Origin of the sequence: Streptomyces virginiae (assembly GCF_040638905.1) — a bacterium.
GTDB classification, from domain to species: domain Bacteria; phylum Actinomycetota; class Actinomycetes; order Streptomycetales; family Streptomycetaceae; genus Streptomyces; species Streptomyces virginiae_B.
On sequence record NZ_JBEZYV010000010.1, the window covers coordinates 122,917 to 144,266 of the forward strand.

Here is a 21,350-nt window from a genome sequence, read left to right on the forward strand (position 1 = left end):
ATGACCCTTGCCGCGCTCGTGACCATGAGCCAGCGCCGGGCCCGGCGTACCTGAGGTCGTCGCCGGACGGGACACGCTCGTCGTCAGGCCGACAGGCGCTGGCAGCGGGATGGTGCTGACGCGCGGGCTGTAGCCCTGGCCGTGCCGCCCGCCCGGGCCCTGCCGCGCGGACACCCCTTACCGTCGTGATCAGGGACGTGTCTGGCCGAATCGGCGGATATCGTCCGTGCGGGTGAAGCGGAAGGTGAAAATCGGTTGTGGGGCGGGGGGCTCGGCCAGGCTGATGACTGCCCTGCACGTAGCGGTGTCGGGCGGTCCCGTCGGCGTCCTGCCTGTCGGGCCCCTTGTGAGCGAAGGCGGGTGGGGTCATGGCGATCGGTACGGTGCTGCTGGCACTGCGGGAGGACCCCCTCGGAGGTGGGGTGAGTGCCGAGCAGCTACGGAGGATCGGCAAGGAGCTGGAGAACCGGGGCTTGGAGCTGCGGCCTGTCGGTGACGCGCGTGACGCCCGGGCGATGCTGCAGACGGAAGCCGGCATCGCGGCCGCGGTGGTGGCTTGGGACCTCCCCTCCCGCGCCGCCCGCCGTGAACCGGCAGGAACGACGCCCGACGGGCTGGAAGTGCCGACGGGCGGGGCGGAGGTCCTGGACAGGATCCGGCACCGTTTCAAGGACCTGCCCGTCTTCCTGCTGATGACCGACAGCTCCGAGCACGACCTCGAACACCTGCCGCTGTGGGTGTCGGAGACGGTCGTCGGCTACATCTGGCCGCTGGAGGACACACCCGCCTTCATCGCCGGCCGCGTCACGGCCGCCGCCCGTACCTACCTGGCAGACGTCCTGCCCCCCTTCTTCCGCGCCCTGAAACGGTTCGAGGACGCTCACGAGTACTCCTGGCACACCCCCGCCCACGCCGGCGGAGTCGCGTTCCTGAAATCGCCGGCCGGCCGAGCGTTCTTCGACTACTACGGCGAGCGCCTCTTCCGCACCGACCTGTCGATCTCCGTCGGGGAGCTCGGCTCGCTCTACGAGCACAGCGGACCGATCGGCGAGGCCGAACGCAACGCCGCCCGTGTCTTCGGCGCCGAGCGCACCTACTTCGTCCTGCACGGCGACTCCACCTGCAACCGCATGGTCGGCCACTTCAGCGTCACGGCCGACGAGATCGCCCTGGTCGACCGCAACTGCCACAAGTCCGTCCTGCACGGGCTGGTCGTCTCCGGCGCCCGCCCCGTCTACCTCGTGCCGACCCGCAACGGATACGGCCTGGCCGGACCACTCCCGTCCGCCACGACCGCCCCGGCCGCGATCGCCGACCGCATCGCCGCCAACCCCCTCACCGCCGGCGCCGTCTCATCCGACGCCCAGTACGCGGTCATCACCAACTCCACGTACGACGGCCTGTGCTACGACACCGTGGCCACCGCCCGAACCCTTGCTCCCAGCACTCCCCGCCTCCACTTCGACGAGGCATGGTTCGCATACGCCCGCTTCCACCCCCTGTATCAGGGGCGCTACGGCATGGCCGTGACCGCGGACACGCTCCCGGCCGACGACCGTCCCACCGTCTTCGCCACCCACTCCACCCACAAACTCCTCGCCGCGCTGTCCCAGTGCGCCATGGTCCACGTCCGCCCCGCGCCGCGCGCCCCGGTGGAACACGACCGCTTCAACGAGGCGTTCATGATGCACGGCACCACCTCCGCCTTCTACCCGGGCATCGCCTCCCTGGACGTGGCCGCCGCGATGATGGACGGCCCACAGGGCCGGTGGCTGATCGACGAGGCCGTCACCGAGGCGATCCGCTTCCGGCAGGCAGTCGTCCGCACCGGCCGCCGCATCACCGCCGCCGCGGACCGCCCGGACTGGTTCTTCGGCGTCTGGCAGCCCGAACACGTCACCGACCCCGCGACCGGCACCCGCATCCCCCTCGCGGACGCACCCGCCACCCTCCTGGCCACCGACCCCGCCTGCTGGCAGCTCGAACCGGGCGCCGCCTGGCACGGCTTCGCCGGTCTCACCGAAGGCCACTGCCTCCTCGATCCCGTCAAGGTCACCCTCACCTGCCCCGGCGTCACCGCCACCGGCCGAACCCAGCCCTGGGGCATCCCCGCCCGCGTCCTGACCGAATACCTCGCCACCCGCGGCATCGTCGTCGAGAAGACCGACAGCTACACCACCCTCATCCTGTTCTCCATGGGCATCACCAAGGGCAAGTGGGGCACGCTCATGGACGCCCTGATGGACTTCAAGGCGCTCTACGACACCGATGCCCCCCTCGACGGGGTCCTGCCCGCCCTCGTGGCACGCCACCGGTCCCGCTATCGCGACACCACCCTGCGCGAACTGTGCACGCAGATGCACGAGCACCTCACCCGCGGCGCCTTCATCACCGCACTCGACGAGGCCTTCCACGACCTGCCCGTCCCTGTCCACCCACCCCGCCACTGCTACCAGCAGCTCATCCGGGGCGGCACCGAACGCGTCCGCCTGGCCGACGCCGCCGACCGGATCGCAGCCGCGATGGTCACCGTCACCCCGCCCGGGATCCCCGTCCTCATGCCCGGCGAATCCCTCGGCGCCCCCGACGGCCCCCTCCTGCGCTACCTCACGGCCCTCGAGGCCTTCGACCGCGCCTTCCCAGGCTTCGGCAGCGAAGCCCACGGCGTCACCACTGACCCCGAAACGGGCTACTACCTCATCGAATGCCTCCGCACCGTTTCCTGAAGGCCACTGACGCGGCCTCGGGGGCCGAGTGTCGCGGGGGAGAACGGTCGGGAACCGGCGGCCTACGCCGCCCCTACGTGTGCCGCGCACGGGACCAGGATCCACTCAGAGGGCCCCTGTGCCGCCGCCTGGTCGGACGACGCGGCTCGAGGTGAGGGCCCCGGAGCTGTTGGTCAGCCGGCTCCGGGGCCTGGGGCTCTGGCTGTCAGCGCTGGTCTTCGGCGGGACTCGCGCTCACCTGTCGACGGCGTCAGTCACGCGCTTCCAGTTGTCCAGGTCTGCGGTGCGGGCCTCCAGGGCGGTGCGCATTCCGGTGGCACTGGAGGTGCCGAGGGCCAGGCGGAGCGGGGGGTTGGGGCTGTCGACCGCGGTTCGGATGCCTTCGGCGATCCGGGCTGCGGAGGAGAACGCGGATGCGGGCAGTTCTCCGATGCCCTTCTGAACCGCGCGGACGGTCTGGTCGTAGTCGTCCAGGCCGACCGCGACATCGAGGTTGGACAGGAAGGGGGTGGCGGTCAGTCCGGGCTGGATGATCGTGACACTGATGCCGAGCGGTGCGACTTCGGCCACCAGCGCCTCCGACAGTCCCTCGACCGCGTACTTGGTCGCGGCCAGTAGTCCCACGCCGGGGTGGGCGGACTGCCCGTAGACCGAGGAGCCCTGGAGGATGTGTCCGGATCGCTGGGAGCGAAGTACTGGCAGCGTCGCGCGGAGCACGTTGAGCACTCCGAAGACGTTGGTGTCGAACACAGCGCGGACCTGCGTGTCGGAGGCTTCCTCGACGGCCCCGAAGAGTCCGTAGCCGGCGTTGTTCGCCACCACGTCGATGCGGCCGAACCGCGAGAGCGTGTGTTCCACCGCTTCCCGGACGGCCTGCTCGTCACGCACGTCTGCCCCGATGAGGAGCAGGCGGTCGCCGTGCGCTTCGGTCAGTTCCTGCAGGGAAACGGTGTTGCGGGCGATCGCCGAGACGACATCGCCGTTCTCCAGCGCCTGGCGGGTCAGTTCGCGGCCGATGCCGGAGGTCGCGCCGGTGATGAGCCATGTGCGGGGGCTGGTCTGCTGACTTGAAGTTCCGTTCATGTTGCGAACGTAGGCTGTTAGCTCGCAACGAGTCAAGCGTGGGGACGCTTTGGGTTGCCCGTTAGGCGGTTTAGGGCCTCGCTCTGCCGGTGTAAGATGGCGTGATGAGTAGTGCTTCAGCCGAATCTGCGAAGCCCGGCCCGCGCACCGTCGTGCCGGTGGTGGAGACCGTGCTCACGTTCGTGAACACGCGCGCGGACGGAGGCGGCCGACGAGAGGTGTTCCGGGACGGGCAGTCGTTCGCGGCATGGCTGGCGGAGCACGACGAGTTCGGCGGCCATACGGTGGCGACCGACGCCGATGCCGCGGCTGCACGCGAGCTGCGTGACGCCCTGGTCACCCTGCTGCTCGCGCACTCGGGCGACGAGGAGAGCCTCGGCGAGCCGCTCCAGCACGCCGAGCAACACTTGCGGCGCGCAGGTGCGCTCTACCCGCTGGCGACGATGGTCACCGCCGATGGCGTCGAACTGGCGTCGCCGCAGGCAGGGGTGCCGCGGGTGTTCGGGACCGTACTGGCCGCAGTGACGACCTTCGCGCAGACCGGCGACTGGGGGCGCGTCAAGGCGTGCCGCAACCCCCCGTGCCATTTCGGCTTCTTCGACCGGACTCGCAACGGGGCAGGGCTTTACTGCAGTACCGGCTGCGGCTCCCAGGTATCCATGCGCAATTACCGCCGGCGGCAGCGCCGGGAGGGTGAGGCCATGCCCGAGGCGTGAGGCCGCGGCTCCACGAGTGACCCCCTCTCGAACCCGCCGGGGTTACGGGCGACTTCGCGCGAACACGCCCTGCCGCGGCCGCGGCCCGGGAGACAGCGCCGCGACATGGATGGACTGGTCCGCGTACACGCCGATGACAGCATCCGGTTAGGCCCTTCAGGGGTTTCACCGAGACCGCTGAAACGGGGAGCCGACGTGGTCACGTGGCCCGGGCCACGGGCTATACGGGCGCTCCCTGGAGCGCCGACTGTGAGTGTTGCTGGGAGAGCCGGCGGGAACGGTCTTCACGACTCCTGATTCCGACGAAGGGACGAGACGTCGATGACCGCGAAGCGTGTAGTGGTGGCGGACGAGGACTTGACGGTCCGAGCCGCTCTCAGGCCGTTGCTGGAGCGGGGTGGCTACGTTGTTGTCGGTGAGGCTGAGGACTGCCGCGATGCCATGGCACTGGTCAGGGCCCACAGCCCCGACGTACTGATCATCGACCTGGCCCTTCCCGGGCTGGACGCCCTGGAATTGGTCAAACGTGTGTCGGGCAAGACGGACACCCGCACGGTCGTGCTCACCGGCCGGCCTGCGGAGAAATACGCGGCCCGGGCCAGGAGTGCGGGGGCCGCGGCGTACGTGACGAAAACCGGGGATCTGGCGAACCTGGGCGACGCCCTGCAGGCGGTAGCCACGGGCGGGACGTTCTTCCCCGAGGAATGACGACCCCTGCGATGGCCGTGCCGGGCCCGGGCCTCTCCGGCCGGGCCCGCCTGCGTGGATCTCGCAGCGCCCTGCCGCCGCGTTGTGCCAGGCAGGTTCCCTCGGCCGGTACATGAGCGCCCGTCCCGGGGTGTAGGCGTGTTTCCCTGGGTCGGCTGCCGTTGTTCGGGAAGTTCCTCTGCCCACCCATTCGGTGTAGGTGCTGTGCCGCAGGAGCCAGGGCGATCACTCCTTGCGCACGTGGTGGGAGGCGTTCATCGACTGGAGGGCATGGGACATGTCTACGGCAATGCGGAGTGGTTCGACCTCGGAAGGGCTTCGGCTCCCTCGGTCAGGAGGGTGGCGTCCCCCGGACGTCTTCGCCCGCTTCTCCGCGATCCACTCCTCAGGCTTCCGCGAGCTCCTGGAGTGCCAGGACGGAGCCGGGGGGAGGCCTTGGCGGCGGAAGCGCTCACTGGGCGGTCTCCTCCGTGGTCGTGTTCGCGGCGAGGTCGGTGTGCAGGGCAATCGGGCAGCGGGCCAGCGGGCGGCCCCAGACCGCGTACCGGATCCGGATCCACGGCTCGGTCTGGGCCGCGACCGCTCCTGCGGCCAATAGGCCGACGACGACCGTGGCCGTCAGCAGCTCGGAGCCGGGCGTACGGGCGGCGGCGGACCCGGCCCGCAGGTCGAGGCAGGGCGGGCCTGTGTCGCGTCAGCTGGCACGGATGTCCTCAGAGCCCTTGACCGAGTTCACAAACGCGTACGCGGCAATCAACATATTCCGGGATGTTCAACCCTATTGTGGCCTGGTGAACGGTCATCAGCGAGTGCGGGACGACGAGGGTAGTGCGACCCGGCTCCTGGCGCTGTCGGACGGTGTTTTCGCCATCGCGATGACGTTGCTGGCGCTGGACATCACGCTGCCCGCCGAGCTCGACCCGGCCGGTTTTGAAGAGGCGCTGGGAGAGGTGATGCCGAACCTGTGGGCGTACGCCCTCAGCTTCGTGGTCATCGCAGCGTTCTGGCGGGGCCACCACCAGGTCTTCCGGTACGTGCGGGAGGTGGACGGGACGGTCCTCAAGCTCGCGCTGCTGAACTTGGGGCTCATCGCCCTGATGCCGTTCCCCACCACGCTGCTGGCCGAGTACGGGGACCGGCCGCAGTCGGTGGCGGTCTACTCCGGCGCCGTCGCGGCCCTCGGGGCCGCACAGCTCGCGCTGGCGGTCGTCCTGTGGAAGCGCCCGTGGCTCAGCAGTACGGCGATGCCCGATCCTGTGGCGCGCAACGATGTGCTCGATCTGGCGTCGATGGTGCTGGTCTTCGCTGTAGCCGTGCCGCTCGCCTTCGTCTCCCCGACGGGCGCGCAGCTGTGGTGGGCGGTGCTGGTCCCGGTGAAAGTGGTGCTGGGCCAGCGGGGCAAGCGCCTGCGCGCGGCCACCCAACCGCCTCCCGCCCCGGGCGGCTGAGGCGTCTAGGGTCTGTTGCGAAAGTGGATCTTGTTCGTTCATGATCACGTCTTGTGGGACGTGGAGATCTGGCGAACGGCCAGTGGGTCCGGCTCGAGCCGCTGCTGCCGCAGGGCATCAAGCCGGGTCGGCCGCAGGTGGTGGATGCGCCGTCAGTTGATAGACGGCATACGGTGGCGGACCCGCACCGGCGCCCCCTGGCGTGACGTGCCGGAACGCCACGGGCCCTGGGACCGGGTCTGTGACCTGTTCCGGCGATGGCAGCGGGACGGCACGTGGGCGAGGATCTTCACCCGGCTCCAGGCCGAGGCGGACGCCAAGGGCCTGATCACCTGGGAGGTCGACGCCGACTCCACCGTCTGCCGGGCCCACCAGCACGCCGCCGGGGCGGCGAAAAGGGGCCATCGACCTGCCGACGGCGGAGCCGCTCTCGTCATCCTTCTCCTGCTCAACAACGACCAGCAGGTGCTGGGCTCCCGCCCGATGGCAGGGCTCAGTGCTCGGCAGCCTCCTCGGTCCAGATCCCAGTCGGGTGCTCGTCGACCGGAAGCCACAAGCTGGGCTGGGCGCGGCAGCCCGGACTTGCCTGCTCGTCCGACGGCCAGCGGTGCTCCCGGTCCGGCCAGACCAGCTGGATGAAGGGGACCGGAGTCCGACGGTAGAAGCCGACGGCCGTACCGAGCAGGGGGCGGTGCCAACTGACATCGACGGGTTGGAGCCGGACCTCGTAGCCCTCGATGACGCCTGGGAGCAGCGTGCCCGGCTCTGTCGCGGGCCCGTTGCGCAGTTCGGCGGCCGCGTCATTGACCCAATGCATCAGCCCCTGAAGCTCCAAACCGAACATGGCGACCTCGGGGATCCGATAGGAATGCCACAGGCCGACGGTGAAGGCCCAGGCCGGTATGTCCTCACCGCCAACACCCACTACGTGCCAGCCGTGCCTGCGGACGTCTGCCATCTGTCGGGCCCAGCGTTTCTTCCGCCGCCGGCGTGTTCGGAAGGTCGCCGCGGCTGCGGGATCGCACAGCACGCAAGGGCACGACGAGGACATGGTCAGGTCAGTCACCCGGGCATCCAAGCAGATCAGGACCGGCTGCCCGCCGTGCGGGGCGCCACGGGGCCACGGCGCTAAGGCAACTGCATTGGGCTGCCGCGCCCCCGTCGGCGGCCGCAGGCGCCCGGCTCGCGCACGCGCGCTGCCCCCAGCCCGCGCGAGCGCCTGATCCTGTCCGACGTCGTGATGTTGAACCGCCTGAAAGGGACGAGGCCTGTTGACACGATTCCCGGCCACCCGCACGGGAGGCACTTCCGGCACTGCTGCGCCTACGAGGGGAGCTTCTGCTCCTGCGGCGGCCGGTACACCGGGGACGACGCCGGCCCCCGCCTGGAGCTGCCCCCCTGCGCCCTTCAACCTCCTCGCACCCCACCGGGTACTGCGCGAGGATCCCCAGTAACGGCCGGGGCCGCTCCACACCGGCCGCTTGACTCGGATCGGGCGCGCTGCGCCGCAGCGGCCTGCGGGCCCCAACTCGTTGTCTTCTCAGGGGTTCGGGATCCGTCCTGGTGCCGTTGCCCGACCGCTTGGTCGCCCTCGGCGCGTCAACCCGACGGGCGGCATGAGCCCCTGCCGGTCCGGCCCGCGGGCCGGACGGCCCAAGAACGTCGCGCCCCGGGCCTGCAGTCGGGAGCGCATCGAACAGGTACGGCGGATGTCAGCCGTTCCTATTCGGTTCGTAGACGTCCTTGTCGGCCGGGACGTCCACGTGTACGGGCTGGTTGATGCCGGTGAAGGCGAGGTCGATCGTGTTGGCGCCGCTGGTGGTCACCCTGAGCAGAAACGGTTCACCCTTGGTGGCCACGAGGAAGACCCCTTCGGGCGTGTTGATCGTGACCGCCTCCTGACCGTCGATCTTGGTCAGTGAGCCCTTTTCCGCGCCCTGGATGCTGTAGAGCTCCTTGAGCAGGCCGTCGCGGTCGCACAGGCTGGTCAGTCCCTTCAGGGCAGGGTCCGAGGCGTCCGTGCGCATCCAGCGGCCCGACATCTCCTTGCGGGCCCGGCCCGCCTGGTCCTCGGGCATGTCCTTGGTCTGGGCGAGCATGTAGGCCTCGTCGCCGCGGAGGAAGGTGTGGTCCCGGGTGCGGACCACTTCGATGTTGCCGCCGCTCTGGGCCGACATGGTGCCCTTGCAGTCGCCGGTGCCGCTGATCGACAGGTTCACCTGCGTGGGTATGCCCTGGCTGGACGTTGTCCCGGCGACGGTGAAGGTGGACGCGCCGCGCAGCGCGGTCACGGAGTCGTTCAGCACGCGGGAGCCTGGCTGGCCGGGGAACGGTTCGGACGACAGGCATCCGGTGAGCCCGAGGGCCGCGGTACCGGTGAGGGCGACGGCGGCGAGCAGGCGGTGAGCGGTGTGCACGGAGACTCTCTTCAGTGGGGAGCGGGTCGGAAGGAGGGTACGGGCGTCAGGACGGCGCCGCGCGGTCGGGTCGGACTGCCGATGCGCCCGCACCGGCCGCCACACGACCGTGCCGAGCGCGTCACGCCCGGCCTGGCGGCCTCAACCCACCGCCGGGTGTTCGGGATCCGTCCCGGCGCCGGCCGTTTCGTGGGTACGCACGGCGGGGGAGCAGGCCGGATTGCAACCGGCGTCCCGCCTCTTGCCAAGAGGGCGCATCTACCTCTGCGCTACAGCCCCGCCTCGGTGTCGACGTAGGCGACAGGGTTCGGGGCAGGTGCCAGACCGAGAGGATCCGGTGAGGTGTAGCGGCCGGTTTCGGGGTCGTAGTGGCGGAAGTAGTTGTAGTGGAGGCCGGTCTCAGGGTCGTAGTAATGGCCGGGGTGCCCCACAGGGTGGCGCGCGAACGCCACGCTATCTCGCCACATTCGTCCATCCGTTCCATTGGAGTGCCGATGACGTCCGTGGCGATGGCGAAGAAGCGGCGGTCGATCTCCCCCTGGCCGCCGTCGGCCGCGAGGGAAGGCGCTCGGTCTGAGCCAGCGAGACGGCCCCGCGGTGATCCCAGGTGAGGGCGACCGTGGTCGGCTGATCCGGTCGGTGGCTGGTCTGCTCACACAGCATCAAGCCGTTCCAGGCGAAACGGACCTCCTCGACCACGCGGTGACCGTCAGCCGTCAGCCGCTGCTTGGCGATGCGGCGGCCGAGCGGGTCATAGCCGTACCTCCACCGCGTCCCAGGCGTATCGCCAGGTGTCCGGCTTCCGGGAGAGCCGAGTCTTCTGCCGCAGTGTGACTCGGCCGAGGGCGTCGTGCTCAAAGCGGACGTCGCCCGCACGGAAAACAGCGGTGCCGGTGTAGGTCCGTGATCCGGTGGCCTCGCTGCCGGGGTGGTCGGCCGGCCAGGACGCCCGTGACCCGGCCCGCTCCGGTCGAGGTCAAAACTGCGGGTGCGTGACTGCCGGTCCGCAACGGATATCAGGTGGCCGTCGGTGCGATATGCGTAGGTGCGGCTGCCGACAGTGCGCTCTGCGGCGGTGATGTGCTGCTCTGAAAGCCGTCCCGCTTTGTCCCAGACAGAGGTCATGGTGACCGTCCCGCCGAAGACGCGCTCAGGCCGTAGCAGCCTTCCTGGATAAGGTGAGGGCCGAGGTGCTTTGAAGCTACTTTGAGATCAAGTGGTCCCGGACAGGCTGACTTGCCTGGCTGGGAACGCGGTGAGCGGTACTCCATCACCTTGGCTGCCCTACAGCCCGGCTGGAGCAACGACGAGAAGGCAACTGACGTCGTCGACCACCCCTACTCGGTTTGGGGCTGCCGCCCAAAGGATGAACGGCGACTGGCGCGGCTCCGGCGATCTGCCTACCCCCGTGTTGCCGCATCGTTGCAGCCCAGGCCCTTGCTGCCCCCACCGCCTTGTTATGCTCCGCTCAAATTTCCGAAAGGGGCGTCGGGCACGTGTGTACGCCCTGCGCTCGTCCGAGGGTGGGGACCCGAATGAAACGATCACGGGTGTTCGGCGTCGCCGGGCTCGCTCTGATCCTGGCTGCCGTTTCACCGGGATTCGTCGCAGGCGCGGTCCGTGCGCCGGGAGGCGAAGCGGTGATCGCCTCAGCACCGAGCGTCAAGGCGCCCAAGCGGCAGCTTGCCGCTGCCGGTACCGGCCTCCAGATGCAGCCGGAAGTCAACGGGGCCCCATACTGGCGGAGCCTGCAGGACAACAAGGAGACCGGCAGCGACTACTGCCACGGGAGCCACTACGCCTGGACCCTGCGGCTGGGCGATATGGAAGCGTGCACACCCCGAGCCGGGTCGGGCTACGGGGACGGCCTGCGCATCCGCGACTTCGCCACCGGAACCGCCGAAGCTCTGCCCGCCCAGCCCAACCGAATCTGGCTCCCCGCCGTCTCAGCCACCCAGGCGCTGACGACCGAGAAGCGCGCAGACGGCACGCTCGCCCTGCACCTGCTGGGCCGCAGCAACGAATCGCGCAAGGACGTTCTCGTGGCGACGTCCGAGCGAATCGACGGACAGGTCTCCGTGAAGGAGGCCGATGCGCGGGGCGCGCTGCTCCGCTACCAAGGCCCCACGGGCATGCGTCTCGGCTTGGTCGACTACGCCTCCGCGACCATGCGCGCCCTCCCGCTGCCGGCCGAAGCCGACGCCCTGGGCGACGTCCCCGCCGGCCTGGGCCGGCAGTGGACGGCAGTGTTCGCGGGGAAGGACAAGATCAGCCTGGTGCCCCGGACGGGTACCGCCGCGCCCAGGACGATCCCCGCAGTCGGCTCCTACGGCTACCTGCACCAGACGGGCGACTGGGTCATCAATGCCCGGGGTGGTTTCTCAAGCGCGGAATTGGTGGCGTATCCGCTCACTGGCGGAACTGCCCGCACTGTCCTGCCCGCGCTCGCGGCTGACCCCGTGGCCGGCACCGACGGCAACCTGTACGCGATCGGCGGGCCGGACCGCTACCACTGGGGCATCCACCGCATCTCGCTGAACGCGCAAGGCATCCCGGTGGCGGAGGAACTCGAGCCCCTACCCTCACAGCCCGTCCAGCGCTACGGGCCCACGCTGACGCACGGCGAGCTGACAGTCCGCCAGATCGACGACTTCGAGCACAGCACCCACGCCTACCGGGCCTCGGTGTCGGGCCCCATGACGGTGTCCGCCACACCCGCGTGGAGCTGCAGCATCATGCACGACCTGATCTGTTCCCACCCCTCGTGGGACGTGGGGTGGGCAACCGGAGACGGGCGGCTCGTCTCAGCCACCCCGGGCATCCAGAGCCACTGCCTCGAAACGGCGTGCAATAGCGACTTCCTCGTCCAGGAGGCGCGCCCCGGCGGAGCCCGCCGCACGTTTCCCCTGACCACGCCCGCTACCGGACCGCTCAAAGTGGCGGAGGTCAAAGCAGTCTCCGGCCGCTATGCCGTGATCTGGGCTATCGCGACCGTGGACCGTCAAGCCCACGGATACGTCGTCGACATCAACGCCGGCAAGGTCCTCGACGTCAACGTGGATGCAACGGGAGTGTTCTCCCTCTGGGGCTCCCTCCTGTGGCGGCCCGACGGCGACACCGGAGCCGTCGCCGCCACGGACCTGCGCACGGGCCAGGTCGTCAAACGGGTGGACCTCCGGACAAACTGCCGTCCCGGGGAACTCCAGGTGGCCGGTGACTGGTTCTACACGTGGTGCTCGCGCAACGCCGCCACCTACACCTACTCGGCCTTCCACGCGCCTACAGGCAAGGCGTTCCCGCTGCCCTTCGCCGACACGGAGCGCAGCGAGGCGCAGCTCGGGGACGGCTACGTCGTAAACCGGACGCGCGATGGTCTGTACCTGTACAACCTGCGCTCCGGCGCGGTCGTGCGCGAGCACGCCGCCTACCTTTCCACCTATTGGAAGCAGTGGACCGTCGACAGGTTCGGCGGCGGCATCGCCTACATCGACGACAAGGACGCCAAGGACGAGATCCACCTCCTCGGAGTCACCGGCAAGGCCTCACCACTGACGGTCATCGACCAGTCGATCCCCGCCACCGTCACGGTCACGAGCACCACCAGCGGCAACACGCGCTGGTGGCTGTCCAAGCCGGTCGCCTCCTGGAAGCTGACGGTACGCAACACGGTCTCCGGGATCAGCTCGGTGGTACGCAGCGGGGGAGAGGCCCGCGGGCTGATCGACGTCGCCTGGAACGGTACGGACCAGAGCGGCAAGCGCCTCTACAGCGGCGTACACGAGTGGACCCTCACGGTCCAGCCGGCCGACGGCGGAGCGGCCCTGAAGTCGACCGGGACCCTGACGCTCGCGAGCGCCGGAAGCGCCGCACGGCCTGCCCTGCAACGTCCATGACCAAGGCCCAAAGCCGGACGCCGCGCCCCGACTCCCTCGCCTGAGGAGCCGGGGCGAGGAGCATCGGATGCATGCCGAGAAGCCGGCCTACCTGTGGCTCTTGGCAGGATCTCACCGGATAACCCACACCCATACGGGACAACCTCTAAACGGCTTGCCCAGGCACCGGCTCCATCGGGGGGTCTCAGCCCCTCCTCTTCTTGTCGATCAGGGCCGGGACGAAGACGAGGACAGGGCCTTCACGAGGTCGTCGCGAGACATGTGTGACCGGCCGGGGAGGTTCGCGGCTGCGGACTTCCTATAGATGTCGGCCTTCGACAAGCCGCTGAGGTCCTTCTTCGGAGTGGAGCGAAGCCTCTTCTTCGCCAGCGGCTGATTCGCTGCCGTTTTCGAGGGCGCGGCTGCCTTCCCGGATGCGGTGGCCTTGCCGCCGGTGGCTTTCGGGCTGCCGGCACGCTCGACACTGGCGCGCAGGGCTTCCATGAGGTCGACGACGCCGGTCGGCTCGGCGGCGGGTTCGGCCTTCTCCACGGTCTCGCCGGCCTTCTTCGCCGCGATCAGCGCGGCGACTTTCTCCTGGAACGTGTCGTGGAACTCGCGGGGGTCCCAGGTCATGCTCATGGCGCCGATGAGCTGCTCGGCCATCTTCAGTTCCTTGTCCGAAGCCTTCGCCTTGCCAGGGAGGGTGTCGATCTCCTTCTTCGGGTCCCGGATCTCGTCCGACCAGTGCAGGATGTGCAGGGTCAGGAGGCCGTTCTCGGCCTTGAGCGCGACGAGGTACTCGTGCTGGCGCATCACGAAGGTGGCGATGCCCGCCTTACCCGCCTTGGCCAGGGCCTGCTCCAACAGGCTGTAGACCTTCCCGAACTCCGCACCGCGCGGGCCGAGGTAGTAGGCCTTGTCGAAGAAGATCGGGTCCACCTCCGTCAGGTCGACGAACCCGACTATCTCCAGCGAGCGAGAGCGTCCGGGGGCGATCTCGTCCAGCTCCCTCGGTTCGACCAGCACGTACTCGTCGCCGGTGTCGTAGCCCTTGACGATGTCGTCGAGCTGGCCCGACACCGACATTTTCGAAACTGCAGAGTTCTCGTTCGACGCACTGGCGGAGCGCTTCCGGGAGCTGGCCTTTCTGAACCGGGCCTTGGACATCTCGCTCATCGACCGGCGCCAGCCGGGCGAGTCCCGGTCGGCCCGATTCCGGTTCCCGGGCGGTGCCCGGGACTTCGTCGCCTTCCTCGACACCGAGACAGCGGCGCCCGTCCTCACGGAGACCATCGCGTTCGAGCTTGAGGACCCGCGGATGGCGGGAACGGTGGAGGTGGCCTTGCGTTGGTGCGGCTCTCATGAGGAGCGGCTCCGTAGCTTCGCCAACAGCCGGCCCACTATCGGAGGCACGCACGAGCTGGGTTTCCGCGACGGGGTGGTGGCCGCGCAATGCGTACGCGCGTAAGTGGCTGCTGCTGACAGAAACGGACCCCGGGCTTGACGCCGATCGGGTCGGCGAGGGCCTGACAGCCGTGGTGTCGGTGAAGCTGGACCATCCCGAGTTCGGGGCTCCACCCACGGCGTGTTGGGCAACCCAACAGCACGGACCTGCGTGGGACAAGCAGTCCAGGAACACCTTGGGACGTGGCTGGAGGAGCACCCGGAACAGGCCTTGGCCCTCGTCGGTCGAATCCAGGGCACCCGCCAGCACTGAGCGAAGCAGACCACCAGCGCCGGTTCCTGGGAACGGTACGTGCAAGACGTGAACTACGCGTGGACGTGATCCCTGGACCACGCCCACGCCGAGGGGGTAGTCGGCCGTGACAGGCCCGCCCCGCTGACCGGCGATGATTGATGCGGGCTGGGCAGAGGCGTCCGGCGGGTTCTCGGGGGTGGGGCAGTGATCGAGGTCAGGCGGCAGGGCGCGTTCAGCGTCCACAGTGTCGGCATGGAGCGCCGGCCGTTCCCCTTGAGCTTCAGCGTCCGCGAGGCCGAGGGGCTGTGGCGGGTGAGGGCGGGTGCAGCCCAGGCGGGCGAGCTGGCCGACCTGCTCGTGTCCGTGGCGAACGACGCGGTGGCGGTGGTGTCGCTGGAGACCAACTCCTATCTGGATGAGGACTGGCATCCTGCGCGGCCCTCGCTGATCGCGGCTGAGCTTGGCGTGCCGTGCACGGTCCACTCCCTCGGATCCTGGGCGGCCGGCACGAACGGACTCGCGGAGGAGTTTTTGGTGATGGACCGCGACCTCCTGCCCCGTCTACTCGACGGCAGCTGGTCGCCGTACGAGCTGACTCTGATCGACGTGCCCGCCGACGTGACCGAGGAGCAGCTCGACGAGCTCGCCCTCGTGCTCGGCACGACCGGCATTGACAATTCGCTCCTGAGTCGCCTGGGAGACTCCCGGGTCTGGTTCTCGGGCCACGACGACTGCTACGTGTTGTTGGAGACCCGCGACCCCGCTCTGCCTGCCGCGGTCCTGGCGCGGCTGCTGGCCCTGCTGGCCGGCTCCGCCCTCGCCGAACTCGCCGAGGAGCCCTTCTCGCGCGTTCCCGAGCCCGGGCCCTGGCTCCCTGAGCAGCTGATCGCCACCGCACCCCACTGGAACGGAGCCCTGGGCAACGTCACCGAGGACCTGGTCACTATCAGGCTGGCCGCCCTGCCAGGCCCGTGGCGGCTGGGCGTCTCGTTCCCGGAGCAGGCCGACCTCACGGTGACGCTCGACGTACGTCACGGCACCTGGCGGATCTCGCCCGCGGAGTAACGCGAGGAGCCACCCCGGCGGGTGCCGGGTGTCAGCAGTGGCAGGTCACGCAGCCTACGGAGCGGCACCCGTAGGTTGAGCCGGGCCGGGGTCCGATCCATGTCTTCCTGACAGGCCACGGGGTGCCATCGGACTTGTCGCACTGCCCTGCGCGCCAACCAAATCGCTCAGCCGGGCCAACTGGAAAACCACACCCGGCACCCCTGGGCGGCCCAACCATATGAAGGGCTCGACCAACCCGTCCCAGGAACGTAAGGCCTCCTACGGCGCTGGTCCAGTTGGACTTAGACCGTGTCCTATGTGGTGAGGCGGACGAGTCGCTTGTAGCAGCAGATGGCAGCCGCGAGACCGAGAAAGGCCAGGTAGCCAGTCAGGGCAGCAATCGGCGGGTAGAGGTCCAGGCCAAGAGTTGATCGCGGGTGCGTCCAGGTGCCAGGTAGCCGAGCAGGGTCTCGAAATGGGCCGTCAGGTTCTTGTGCCACCGGAGCTTGCGGATCTGCTCGATGGTCAGGTCGCGCCATCCGTCGGCGAGGGCGGCAGCCTGTGCGGGCGTGATCGACAGTGCGTCAAGCGTGTCGGCCGCCAGCGCGGCGGGGCTCCAGTCGGGGTCCGTGTCGTCGGGGCCCAGCCTGTCGATCACCCACATCCGGAGCATGAAGTCCTGCTGGGTTACCCGCGTCAGGTGTCCCTCGCCGTCGGCGAGCATGAGCCGATTGGCGAGCAACGACAGCTTCGCCCACTGGCGGCGGGTTTCTTGTGGGTGGGCTGAGTCGTAGGCATGTCCCTGCGCCGCGATGCGTGCTGTCTCAAGCTGCTGACCTCGGGCATTCTGGATGAACGTCTGCAGCCGGTCGAGTGTCCACGTGCTCGGATCGCGCCCGCGGTCTTCTCGGTCCACGTCGCTATTCACGGTCTGTGCTCCTGGTCGTAGGCGTACCGAGGCTGATGGGGGCGGTCTGTGCCCGCCGGTTGATCTGACCGAGCTCGTCCTCGGCGCCGGCCAGGCTAACCCGCACGCCTTCGATCTCGCCGAGCCAGCCCTCGCGCTCTGCTTCCGCGATCCGGTCAAGGAGGTTGCCGCAGATCTCCACGAGCCGACCGCGCTGGGCGGGATCGGGGCGTAGGAGGGAGCAGCGGACGACCAGTTGACTGAACGAACCACGCTGATTGTGCAGTTCAGGGCACAGGTGAGGTTGTCGCCCCAGTACGGTCTGCGGTCGTGATGAACGATCGTGTGCCCGAACGGGATCTGTCGAGATTGGCCGTTCCTCGGTGGGGCCGGCTGGTGGAGACCGGCGACCGGTACGAACCCTACCGGCTCGTTGACGCCGACGGCGCGGCCGTGGTACCGGTCGCGGTGTTCTTCCAGGAGCTGCACGCAGCCGGGAAGGCGGCGGCGACCGTCCGCTCATGGAGGTGTCTAGGCTCCACACCACACACGGAGGTCTTCGTGTCCCACCGTAATGCCCGGCTGACCGTTCACGGCAGGCGGAGCCTGGTCGAACGTGTCCTGGCCGGACGGCCTGTCGCGCACGTGGCGGCGGAGATGAGCATCTCCCGGCCCACGGCCCACAAATGGGTCCGCCGCTGGAAGGTCGAAGGCGATGCGGGCCTGGCCGACCGCTCGAGCCGACCGGGCACGACCCCGCACCGGACGGCGACCGCGGTGGAAGAGCGGGTCTGCGACCTGCGGCGGACCCGTAAGCTCGGGCCTGCCCGGATCGGCCCGTTCGTGGGGCTGCCCTGTCTTGCAGCTCGGCAAGATCGCGGAACCCGTCGGCGATAGCGTCCGCAGCGTGGCTGCAAGGAGTCGGGCGTCCGGGTCGGATTCCTCCGTGGGCCTGCAGTCCTCGATGAGCTGCCAGAAGGCGTCTTCGTTCATGCCGGCGAGCATGCCGCAGCGGTCTGACAGTCCTGGCTCCGGGGCACCAATTCGCTGCGGCTGTGAGAAGGACGCGTTTGCGGAGCAGGGGAGCTTGGCTCGTCCGAATCGTTTGACCATCTTGATGTGATTTGCGCGGCCCTCGACGGGGCCGGAGTTCCAGCGCGTCCTCAGGCCCTGGAGCACGGCATCCCGGTCCTTCTCCAGACCGGTGGCGAAGGCATGCAATCGGGGCAGGTCCGCGGTGCGGACGGCGATAATCCAGTCTTTGAGGTGCTGACCGGAGCGGGTTGAAGGATCTCTGCCAAGCCGCGGACGTGCCCGTGGGCCCTGTCCTCCCGAAGCTGCCAAGAAGTGACAAGTAGCCTTCTGTAACAAAGCCGGGGTGGGCTTGTCCGGGTTTTCGATCTTTCCGGGCTCTTGAGGAGCCGCTCTGCGAAGTTGGTCCGGTCACGAAGACCGGCGGGAGTGCCGAGCGCGGCAGGAGTGGGAGCCGGAGGACTCGATCGAGGTCTGGACGCTGTTTGGAGGAGGACCAGGAGCGGCTTCGGATCAAAGTCGGTGGCGGCGAACCGGCTGGGTTTCGCGCTGTTGCTGAAGTTCTTCGGCTTCCGAAGAACTGCCGAGGAACATGGAACGGACCGGGGCGCCCCATACGTTGGACAGGGCGGGGCCACGCCGTGCGCACCCGACGAGCACCGAACGGGTGGGGGGACGCGTGCCGCAACAGAGCCGCTCCGCGCGCCTGGCCGCGTCCGCGCTGACCCTCGTCGTCACCGTCCTCGCGCTGTTCGTCCCGGTCGCCGGGGCGCAGGGCATGCCCATGCCCGCCGACAGGCCGCTCGCCCACCACACGGTGGCGGGGCACGCCGGACAAGGGGCAGGACCGGACGACGCCCCGGCGCTGTATGTCGCGGTCACGCACCGACCTGATGCCCACATCCCGGGCCCGCAGCCTGCGGGCCCCGCGCGTACGGCCGTCGACACGGCACCGCGCCGCGCCCTGGGCGGGCCCGACACGGGCCCCGCCACCGCACTCGCGCCGCCGCGCAGGCCGGCCGAGTCCGCCGCCCCGCGCGGCCCGCCCCACCGATGAGCACGCGGACCGTCATCGACGCCTGACCCTTCTGACCCGGCGCACACCGCGCGGGCCGGTCACGCGTCCCTCCGTCCTGCCCTCATCGTGGAGTACGCATGTCTCGCGCACCCTTGTCCCGCCCACCCTTGTGGAGGGCGATCGTGGCGCTGGCAGCCGTCGCGCTGTCCCTCTACATCGCCCTCACCCAATCCGTCCGCCTCGGCCTCGATCTGCGCGGCGGCACCCAGATCGTCCTGGAGACCCGGGACTCACCCACCGTCAAGGCCGACGCCGCATCCACCGACCGCGCTCTGGAGGTCCTCAGGCAGCGCGTCGACGCCCTCGGCGTCTCCGAACCAGGCATCGCCCGTTCCGGCGAGAAACGGATCATCGTCGAACTGCCCGGAGTGCAGGACCCACGCAAGGCCGCCGAGGTCATCGGCCGCACCGCACAGCTCACGGTCCACCCGGTGACGGGGGCAACGGCCGACAAGGGCTCCGCGAACCCCGAGGCCGACGGATCGCGCACTCTGCCCGACCCGGACCAGCCGGGCAACCACCTGAAGCTGGGCCCCACCGCCTTCACGGGCGAGGGGGTCAAGGACGCCGAGGCGGTCCTGGACCAGCAGTCGCTCAACGGCTGGACGGTCTCCCTCGACTTCGGCAAGGGCGCGGGCGACACCTGGGCGAAAATCACCTCGGACGCGGCCTGCGCGCCTCAGGGCGCTCCGGAACGCCGCGTCGTCATCACCCTCGACAACAAGATCATCTCGGCGCCCGGCGTCAACGCGAACGTGGTGTGCGGGACCGGTATCATCGGCGGCTCCACGCAGATCAGCGGCGACTTCGGCCGGGCCGAGGCGCGCGACCTGGCGGCGCTCGTGAAGGGCGGCGCGCTGCCGGTGCCCCTCGACGTCGTGGAGCAGCGCACGGTCGGCCCGACGCTCGGCGCCGACGCAATCGAGGCGAGCACCAAGGCCGCGCTCATCGGCATCGCCCTGACCGCACTGTTCATCACCGTCGTCTACCGGCTCCTTGGCGCGCTCGCCGCCTTGGCCCTCGCGCTGTACGGCCTCATCTCGTACGCCGCTCTGGTGGCGCTCGGCGCGACGCTTACACTGCCGGGGCTCGCCGGGTTCGTCCTGGCGATCGGCATGGCGGTGGACGCGAACGTCCTGGTCTTCGAACGGGCCAGGGAGGAGTACCTGGGCGTCCGTTCCAAGGACTTGGCGAAGCCGGTGAGGACCGGCTTCGCGAAGGCATGGAGCGCGGTGATCGACTCGAACGTGACGACGCTGCTCGTCGCGGGATTGCTGTTCTTCTTCGCCACGGGCCCGGCCAAGGGCTTCGGGGTCACCCTGTGCATCGGCGTCCTGGCATCCATGCTCACGGCGCTCGTGATCACCCGCGCGCTCGCGGACTTCGCCGTCGCCCGCAGCTTCGTACGCAAGCGCCCCGGTCTGACGGGCATCGCCTCGACGAGCCGAGTCCGCACATGGCTGTCCCGCCGCAACCCGAACCTGGTCCGCCACCGTCACCGCTGGCTCGGCGCGAGCGCACTCCTGGTGGCGGTGGCCGTCGCAGGAATCTTCATCCGCGGCCTGGACTTCGGCGTGGAATTCACCGGCGGCCGCCTCGTCGAGTACGGCACCAGCAGGTCCGTCGACGCGGACACGGCCCGGAACGCCGTGTCCGACGCGGGGTTCCCGCGCGCGGTGGTGCAGGAGTCCGGCGACGGCGACATCACCGTACGCACGGAGAAGCTCACCGACGACGAACAGCAGCGCGTCAAGGCGGCCTTGGAGAAGCCCGGCGGAACCGTCACGGTGGAGCGTGACGAACAGATCGGCCCGAGCCTCGGCAGCGAACTGCGCCACAAGGCGCTCTTGGCCCTGGGCATCGCGGTGGCCGCCCAACTGATCTACCTCAGCGTGCGGTTCCGCTGGACCCTGGCGGCAGCGGCAGTCTCTGCGATGGTCCACGACGTCCTCCTCGTGGTGGGCCTGTTCGCTTGGCTGGGCAGGCCGGTGGACAGCGTCTTCCTGGCGGCGCTGCTCACGGTGATCGGCTACTCCGTGAACGACACGGTGGTCGTCTTCGACCGCGTCCGCGAAGCACGCCGCCGAGACCCACGAGGCAACCTGGAGAAAACGGCCAACCACGCGGTGGTCCAAACACTCCCGCGCACGGTGAACACGGGCATGGGAGCCCTGTTCATCCTGACCGCACTGGCGGTACTGGGCGGCGACTCGCTGGCGGACTTCTCCGTGGCGCTGATCGCGGGCGTCCTGGTCGGCATCGCCTCGACCATCTTCACCGCGGTCCCGATCGCGATCGCCCTGGAACACCGCAACGCGACACCCCCACCGGCACGGGGCCGCCGCGCCGCGAAGGAAGTCCCTGACGGGTACTACCCGTTGGAGGCGCGGAGGAAGAAGGAGAGGGGGACGGGGGCGGTCGTCTGAGCCCGCGAGGACGGTCCTGAAGCCGAGGGCAGCCTCCATCACACGCCGACCGGGCCTCCACGGAGCTCCGACAACCGCGGCCACGCTCCGTGGAGGCCCGGTCGGTAGAGGGCCTGCTGAGCGCGCGCTCACCCCGTCCGAGCGCGCCGTTCCTGCACCCGCTGCGTCCTCATCTTCGCCGGCGACGA

The 21,350-nt window shown here is 69.4% G+C and carries 15 protein-coding genes and 4 pseudogenes; 11 read left to right on the top strand and 8 right to left on the bottom strand.

Going from position 1 to position 21,350, the window contains the following annotated elements:
- Window positions 1-368 precede the first annotated feature (368 nt).
- On the top strand, window positions 369-2,726 hold the full coding sequence (locus AB0F82_RS16700; protein WP_362628011.1) for an Orn/Lys/Arg decarboxylase N-terminal domain-containing protein: 2,358 nt from the start codon (window positions 369-371) through the stop codon (window positions 2,724-2,726).
- A gap of 234 nt (window positions 2,727-2,960) precedes the next feature.
- On the opposite strand, the gene AB0F82_RS16705 is transcribed toward AB0F82_RS16700, so the two are convergent.
- A complete protein-coding gene (locus AB0F82_RS16705; protein ID WP_362628015.1) occupies window positions 2,961-3,809 on the bottom strand; it encodes an SDR family NAD(P)-dependent oxidoreductase in 849 nt (282 codons plus the stop codon).
- A gap of 104 nt (window positions 3,810-3,913) precedes the next feature.
- Here AB0F82_RS16705 and AB0F82_RS16710 point away from each other — a divergent pair, with 104 nt between their 5' ends.
- Both AB0F82_RS16710 and AB0F82_RS16715 read left to right on the top strand, forming a co-directional pair.
- Window positions 3,914-4,525, top strand: a complete 612-nt coding sequence (locus tag AB0F82_RS16710; protein WP_362628017.1) for a CGNR zinc finger domain-containing protein — start codon at window positions 3,914-3,916, stop codon at window positions 4,523-4,525.
- Between the two features lie 321 nt (window positions 4,526-4,846).
- Window positions 4,847-5,233, top strand: coding sequence for an ANTAR domain-containing response regulator (locus AB0F82_RS16715; protein ID WP_362628020.1), 387 nt, complete (start codon window positions 4,847-4,849; stop codon window positions 5,231-5,233).
- Between the two features lie 451 nt (window positions 5,234-5,684).
- On the opposite strand, the gene AB0F82_RS16720 is transcribed toward AB0F82_RS16715, so the two are convergent.
- Complete coding sequence (locus AB0F82_RS16720) at window positions 5,685-5,828, bottom strand: hypothetical protein (protein WP_362628023.1); 144 nt, start codon at window positions 5,826-5,828, stop codon at window positions 5,685-5,687.
- Window positions 5,829-6,021: 193 nt separating this feature from the next.
- Here AB0F82_RS16720 and AB0F82_RS16725 point away from each other — a divergent pair, with 193 nt between their 5' ends.
- Both AB0F82_RS16725 and AB0F82_RS38685 read left to right on the top strand, forming a co-directional pair.
- Complete coding sequence (locus AB0F82_RS16725; RefSeq protein WP_362628343.1) at window positions 6,022-6,681, top strand: TMEM175 family protein; 660 nt, start codon at window positions 6,022-6,024, stop codon at window positions 6,679-6,681.
- A gap of 53 nt (window positions 6,682-6,734) precedes the next feature.
- Window positions 6,735-7,083 (top strand): annotated as a pseudogene (locus AB0F82_RS38685) (transposase); the annotation flags it as partial.
- 91 nt (window positions 7,084-7,174) lie between these two features.
- On the opposite strand, the gene AB0F82_RS16735 reads toward AB0F82_RS38685, so the two are convergent.
- The 3 genes and pseudogenes from AB0F82_RS16735 to AB0F82_RS16745 all read right to left on the bottom strand — a co-directional run.
- Window positions 7,175-7,747, bottom strand: a complete 573-nt coding sequence (locus tag AB0F82_RS16735) for a DUF4262 domain-containing protein (protein WP_362628026.1) — start codon at window positions 7,745-7,747, stop codon at window positions 7,175-7,177.
- Window positions 7,748-8,393: 646 nt separating this feature from the next.
- Complete coding sequence (locus AB0F82_RS16740) at window positions 8,394-9,098, bottom strand: hypothetical protein (protein WP_362628029.1); 705 nt, start codon at window positions 9,096-9,098, stop codon at window positions 8,394-8,396.
- Window positions 9,099-9,385: 287 nt separating this feature from the next.
- Window positions 9,386-10,235 (bottom strand): annotated as a pseudogene (locus AB0F82_RS16745) (RHS repeat-associated core domain-containing protein); the annotation flags it as partial.
- A gap of 503 nt (window positions 10,236-10,738) precedes the next feature.
- Between AB0F82_RS16745 and AB0F82_RS16750 the strand changes: the two are divergent.
- Window positions 10,739-12,991: a hypothetical protein gene (locus tag AB0F82_RS16750; protein WP_362628032.1), complete on the top strand. Its 2,253-nt coding sequence runs from the start codon at window positions 10,739-10,741 to the stop codon at window positions 12,989-12,991.
- Between the two features lie 207 nt (window positions 12,992-13,198).
- Here AB0F82_RS16750 and AB0F82_RS16755 read toward each other — a convergent pair whose 3' ends face one another.
- Entirely contained in the window at window positions 13,199-14,149 is a 951-nt protein-coding gene (locus AB0F82_RS16755) for a Ku protein (protein WP_362628034.1), read from the bottom strand.
- Here AB0F82_RS16755 and AB0F82_RS16760 point away from each other — a divergent pair.
- Both AB0F82_RS16760 and AB0F82_RS16765 read left to right on the top strand, forming a co-directional pair.
- Window positions 14,031-14,441: a hypothetical protein gene (locus tag AB0F82_RS16760; RefSeq protein WP_362628037.1), complete on the top strand. Its 411-nt coding sequence runs from the start codon at window positions 14,031-14,033 to the stop codon at window positions 14,439-14,441. The genes AB0F82_RS16755 and AB0F82_RS16760 overlap by 119 nt on opposite strands.
- A 483-nt stretch (window positions 14,442-14,924) precedes the next feature.
- Complete coding sequence (locus tag AB0F82_RS16765) at window positions 14,925-15,737, top strand: hypothetical protein (protein WP_362628040.1); 813 nt, start codon at window positions 14,925-14,927, stop codon at window positions 15,735-15,737.
- Window positions 15,738-16,107: 370 nt separating this feature from the next.
- Here the strand turns inward: AB0F82_RS16765 and AB0F82_RS16770 are convergent, their stop codons facing one another.
- A complete protein-coding gene (locus AB0F82_RS16770) occupies window positions 16,108-16,647 on the bottom strand; it encodes a hypothetical protein (RefSeq protein ID WP_362628041.1) in 540 nt (179 codons plus the stop codon).
- A gap of 540 nt (window positions 16,648-17,187) precedes the next feature.
- On the opposite strand from AB0F82_RS16770, the pseudogene AB0F82_RS16775 reads away from it, so the two are divergent.
- Window positions 17,188-17,481 (top strand): annotated as a pseudogene (locus AB0F82_RS16775) (helix-turn-helix domain-containing protein); the annotation flags it as partial.
- 300 nt (window positions 17,482-17,781) lie between these two features.
- Here AB0F82_RS16775 and AB0F82_RS16780 read toward each other — a convergent pair.
- Window positions 17,782-17,997: pseudogene (locus tag AB0F82_RS16780) on the bottom strand (hypothetical protein); the annotation flags it as partial.
- A 340-nt stretch (window positions 17,998-18,337) separates the two neighbouring features.
- Between AB0F82_RS16780 and AB0F82_RS16785 the strand changes: the two are divergent.
- Window positions 18,338-18,715 carry a hypothetical protein gene (locus AB0F82_RS16785; RefSeq protein WP_362628044.1) on the top strand — a complete coding sequence of 126 codons (378 nt, stop codon included), beginning with the start codon at window positions 18,338-18,340 and terminating at the stop codon, window positions 18,713-18,715.
- 98 nt (window positions 18,716-18,813) lie between these two features.
- The gene (gene secD, locus AB0F82_RS16790; RefSeq protein WP_362628047.1) at window positions 18,814-21,162 is read left to right on the top strand and encodes a protein translocase subunit SecD; all 2,349 of its coding nucleotides are present in this window, start codon (window positions 18,814-18,816) and stop codon (window positions 21,160-21,162) included.
- The last annotated feature ends 188 nt before the right edge of the window (window positions 21,163-21,350 follow it).